4 protein-coding genes are annotated in these 5,028 nt (G+C 74.2%); all 4 read right to left on the bottom strand.

All coding sequences use genetic code 11. The features are described 5' to 3' along the window. Positions 1-1,379: glucose-6-phosphate dehydrogenase (zwf, locus tag Q0195_RS10670; protein WP_299278165.1), on the bottom strand; the 1,379-nt coding region annotated here is incomplete at its 3' end. Positions 1,380-1,397: 18 nt separating this feature from the next. After that, a complete protein-coding gene (locus Q0195_RS10665; RefSeq protein ID WP_299278162.1) occupies positions 1,398-3,146 on the bottom strand; it encodes a glucose-6-phosphate isomerase in 1,749 nt (582 codons plus the stop codon). Next, a complete protein-coding gene (gene tal, locus Q0195_RS10660) occupies positions 3,143-4,264 on the bottom strand; it encodes a transaldolase (RefSeq protein ID WP_299278159.1) in 1,122 nt (373 codons plus the stop codon). The genes Q0195_RS10665 and tal overlap by 4 nt, the downstream gene beginning before the upstream one ends. Positions 4,265-4,319: 55 nt before the next feature. After that, positions 4,320-5,028, bottom strand: a 709-nt coding sequence (locus Q0195_RS10655; protein WP_299278156.1) for a transketolase C-terminal domain-containing protein, incomplete at its 5' end; no start/stop codon positions are given.

The following is a 5,028-nucleotide window of genomic DNA, read 5'->3' as shown; positions in this document are numbered from 1 at the left end:
GGGAACAGCGGCGGGTCGCCGAGGAGGACGTCGAGGATGAGCCGCTCGTAGGCCTCCGGCGAGTTCTCGGTGAAGGCGTTGCCGTAGCCGAAGTCCATCGTGACGTCGCGGACCTCCATCGCCGTCCCGGGGACCTTCGCGCCGAAGCGGATGGTCACCCCTTCGTCCGGCTGGACCCGGAAGACGATGGCGTTCTGGCCCAGCTCCCCGGAGTCCCCGAGGTCGAAGGGCAGGTGCGGGGCCCGCTTGAACAGCACGGCGATCTCGGTGACCCGGCGGCCGAGCCGTTTGCCGGTGCGCAGGTAGAACGGCACGCCCGCCCAGCGGCGGGACTCGACCTCGAGCCGCAGGGCGGCGTAGGTCTCGGTGGTGGAGCCGGGCGCGATGCCGTCCTCCTCGAGGTAGCCGCGCACGTGCTCACCGCCCTGCCACCCGGCCGCGTACTGGCCGCGTGCCGTCGTCGTGGCGAGGTCGTCCCCGAGCCGCACCGCCGAGAGCACCTTCTCCTTCTCCCGTCGCAGGGAGGCGGCGTCGAAGGAGAAGGGCTCCTCCATCGCGGTCAGCGCAAGGAGCTGGAGGAGGTGGTTCTGGATGACGTCCCGTGCCGCGCCGATCCCGTCGTAGTACCCGGCCCGGCTCCCGATGCCGATGTCCTCGGCCATGGTGATCTGGACGTGGTCGACGTAGTGGTTGTTCCACACCGGCTCGAAGAGCTGGTTGGCGAAGCGCATCGCCAGGATGTTCTGGACCGTCTCCTTGCCCAGGTAGTGGTCGATGCGGAAGACCGAGTCCTCCGGGAAGACCTGGGAGACGACGGCGTCCAGCTCCCGGGCCGACTCGAGGTTGTGCCCGAAGGGCTTCTCGATGACCACCCGCCGCCACGTGTCCGGGGCGGGCTCGGACAGGCCGGAGCGCTTGAGCTGGTCGAGGACGAGCGGGAAGGACCGGGGCGGCACCGACAGGTAGAAGGCGTGGTTGCCGCCGGTGCCCCGCTCGGTGTCCAGCGCGGCGACGGTGCGGGCGAGCTCGTCGAAGGCCGCGTCGTCGTCGAACTCGCCCTGGACGAAGCGGAACCCGGAGGCGAGCTGCTCCCAGGTCCGCTCGGAGAACTCGGTGCGGGCGTGCTCCCGGACGGCGTCGTGGACGATCTTGGCGAAGTCGGCGGTGGACCAGTCCCGTCGCGCGAAGCCGGTGAGTGCGAAGGACGGCGGCAGCAGCCCGCGGTTGGCGAGGTCGTAGATCGCCGGCAGCAGCTTGCGTCGGGCGAGGTCTCCGGTGACGCCGAAGATCACCAGGCCCGCCGGGCCGGCGATGCGCGGCAGCCGGCGGTCCCTCGGTTCACGCAGCGGGTTGGCCGGCGGTGGGGGTGCGGTACTCATGGTCTCCTCACGGCCGTGTCAGGTGCTTCGGCGCGCCAGGCTACCGGTCAACCACGCGAGGGCGTCGGGGGTGTCCACGTGGAGACGCAGCACCGGTCTCCCGAGCCGCGTGAGCACCCGTGCATCGGCGTCCGCCTGGGCGGCGACGAGCTCGGCGAAGTCGAAGTCCCGGCCCGGGATGGACACGTGCGCGGTCGGTCCGCCGGTGAGCATGAGGAACACCCCGTGCGGCGGGCCGCCCTTGTGGAGTTGGCCGGTGGAGTGGAGGTAGCGCGGCCCCCAGCCGAAGGTGACCGGGCGGCCCGTGCGGCGGGCGAGCCCGTCGCGCACACCGCGGAGCAGCTCGGCGGCCCGGCCCTCGCGGTCGAGGTAGGCGAGCACGGCGAGGTAGCCGTGCTCCGGGTCGAGGTGCCGGAGCAGGGCGTCGACGGCGTCGGGCACGGTGTCGACGCCGGCGAGCAGCGCCCGCGGGGCGCGGACCTCGACACCGGAGTCGGTGAAGGCGGGCGGCTCCAGCGACGGCATGCCCCCGAGGAACTCCCGGGTGGCCGCCTTGGTCGCCTCGACGTCGGGCTGGTCGAAGGGGTTGACCCCGAGGATCCGCCCGGCGACGGCCACGGCGTGCTGCCACAGGAGGAACATCCCGCCGAGCGAGCCGGCGACGGTGACCTCGGTGGCCTGCGTGGCCTCCTGGGTGGTGAACTCTCCGCTCACCGCGACCCGCGAGGTGGGGTCGGAGGTGTCGGCCACCTCGTCGACCTCGGCGGTGACGTCCTCGTCGGTGAGCGGGCACAGGAGCACCGGCAGCGTGTCGGGCCGGGGCGCGGCCAGCTCGGGTGCGCGCTCGCCGACGACCACCGGGACGAGCCCGCGGCCCTCCTTGCCCAGCGACTCGGCGACGAGCTGCTCCGCCCAGTCGGCGAAGCGGTACAGGCCGCTGCCGGCGTCGACGAGCAGGACGGCCTCACGCAGCGGCCGGGTGCCGGCGAGTGCGGCACCCAGGACGAGCGCCGGGTTGGCCTCGGCGTCCTCGGCGAAGAAGGTGGCGACGTCGGCGGCCTCGTCCAGCAGCCGCCCGACGTCGACGCCGGCCAGGCCACTGGGGACCAGCCCGTAGGCGGACAGGGCGGAGAAGCGGCCCCCCATCCGCGGGTCGGCGGTGAAGACGGCCCGGTAGCCCTGGGCCCGGGCGTGCTCCTCCAGCGGGGAGCCGGGTTTGGTGACGACGACGATGTGCCGCGCGGGGTCGAGGTCGGCGGCGCGGAAGGCGGTGACGAACGCCCGGTGGTGGGAGTCCGTCTCCACCGTCGTCCCGGACCGGGAGGCGACGACCAGGACGGTGCGGCGCAGGTCGCCCTCCAGCGCCCGGGCCACCTGGGTGGGGGCGGTGGAGTCGAGGACCGTGAGCGTGGCCCCGAAGGTGCCGGCGATGACCTCGGCGGCCAGCGACGAGCCGCCCATGCCGGCGAGCACGACACGGTCCAGGCCGTCGGCGCGGAGCTCGTCGCGCAGGGCGACCACCTGCGCGACGAGCTCCCGGGAGGTGCGGTGCAGGTCGGTCCAGCCGAGCCGGTCCGACACGTGCGGAGCGCGGTGGTCGCCCCACAGGGTGGGGTCCTGGGCGCTGAGCCGGGACGCGACCCGGTCGCCGAGCAGCGCGGGCACGGCGGCGTGGACCGCCGCCGCGGCGGCGCCCGTGGCGCTGACCTCGACGACGGCGGTGCCCTCGTCCCCGGCCCAGGTGACGACCGCGCTCACCGGGCTCACAGCCGCCCCGGTACCTTCAGCCCGGCGGAGACGCGCTCGGTGAGCTCGTCCCAGCTCTGCTGGAACTTCTGCACGCCCTCGGCCTCGAGCCGGTCCATGATGTCGGGGTAGGAGATCCCGAGCCGCTCGAGCGCGGCGAGCACCTCCCGGGCGGCGTCGTACCCGTCACGCACCGTGTCGCCGCGCAGCTCGGCGTGGTCGGCGACGGCGCGGAGGGTGGCCTCCGGCATGGTGTTGACGACCCCGGGCACGACGAGCTCCTCGACGTACTTGGTGTCCCGGTAGGCGCGGTCCTTCACCCCGGTGGAGGCCCAGAGCAGCCGTTGCGGGCGGGCCCCGGCCGCCGCCAGCGCCGCCCACCGCTCGGTGCCGACGATCTCCTCGTAGGCCTCGTAGGCGAGCCGGGCGTTGGCGACGGCCACCTGGCCGCGCAGCGCGCGCGCCTCCTCGGTGCCCAGCGCGTCGAGCTCGGCGTCCACCGCGGTGTCGATCCGGGAGACGAAGAACGAGGCGACCGAGTGGATCGTGGACAGGTCCAGCCCGGCGGCGTGGGCACGCTCGAGGCCGTCGAGGTAGGCCGCGGCCACGGCGCGGTAGCGGTCGAGGGAGAAGATGAGCGTGACGTTGACGCTGATGCCCTCCGCGATCGCCGCGGTGATCGCCGGCAGCCCCTCGGGCGTGGCCGGGATCTTCACCAGGAGGTTGGGCCGGTCGACGAGCTGCCACAGCTCACGGGCCTGGGCCAGGGTGCCGTCGGTGTCGTGCGCCAGGTACGGGTCGACCTCGATGGACACGCGGCCGTCCACCCCGTCGGTGCGGGCGTGGATCTCCGTGAAGCGGTCGCAGGCGGCGCGCACGTCCGCCGTGGTGAGCGAGGTGATCGCCGTCGCCACGTCGGCCCCGTCGGCCGCCAGCGCGGCGAGGTCGGCGTCGTACCGGGTCCCCTCGGACAGCGCCGCGGCGAAGATCGACGGGTTCGTCGTCACCCCGACGACGTGGTCCTGGGCGATGAGGGAGGCGAGGGACTGGGCGCCCCCGCCCTCGAGCCGCTCGCGGGACAGGTCGTCGAGCCAGACCGAGACACCGAGGCGGCTGAGCTCGGACAGGTGGTTCGTCATGTGCTCCTCCAGAGACAGGTGGGGCCCGGCGGCAGCGCCGCCGGGCCCCAGTGTGCTACTTGGGCAGGTCTCCCGTCCCGCCCTTGGCCGGCTCCTGCTCCGCCCCGGGGGCGGCGTGGCCGGCGGCGGCGAGGGACTCACGCGCCTTGGCGACGGTGGCCTCCGCGGTGATGCCGAACTCCTCGTAGAGGCGCTGGTAGGCGGCGGAGGCGCCGTAGTGCTCCAGGCTCACGGAACGGCCGGCGTCGCCGACGATCTCGTGCCAGCCCTGGGCGACGGCGGCCTCGACGGAGACGCGCGCCTTGACGGAGGAGGGCAGCACCGACTCCTGGTAGGTGTCGTCCTGCTCGGCGAACCACTCGCGGCACGGCATCGACACCACCCGGGTGGCCACGCCCTGCGCCTGCAGCGTCTCGCGCGCCTCGAGCGCGATGTGCACCTCGGAGCCGGTGGCGATGAGGATGACGTCCGGGCTGCCGCCGGCGGCCTCGGCGAGCACGTAGCCGCCGCGCGCGACGCCCTCGGCGCTGGCCAGGACGTCACCCTCGGCCGCCCCCTCACCCCGCGCGGGGTTGGGGACGTTCTGCCGGGTGAGGATGAGTCCGGCCGGGCGGTCGGTGCGCTCCAGGATGGTGCGCCAGGCGACGGCGACCTCGGCGGCGTCGGCGGGCCGCACGACGTCGAGGCCGGGGATCGCGCGCAGCGCGGCGAGGTGCTCGACCGGCTGGTGGGTCGGGCCGTCCTCACCCAGGCCGATGGAGTCG

Origin of the sequence: uncultured Georgenia sp., assembly GCF_937958535.1 — a bacterium.
Lineage (GTDB): Bacteria > Actinomycetota > Actinomycetes > Actinomycetales > Actinomycetaceae > Oceanitalea.
Note: the sequence above shows the minus strand (reverse complement) of the source record. Positions and strands in the feature narration are given on the sequence as shown.

What these genes read in the sequence shown, in the direction of transcription:
- tal (WP_299278159.1), bottom strand. Translation starts at nt 4,264, where the DNA reads ATGACGAACCACCTGTCCGAGCTCAGCCGCCTCGGTGTCTCGGTCTGG.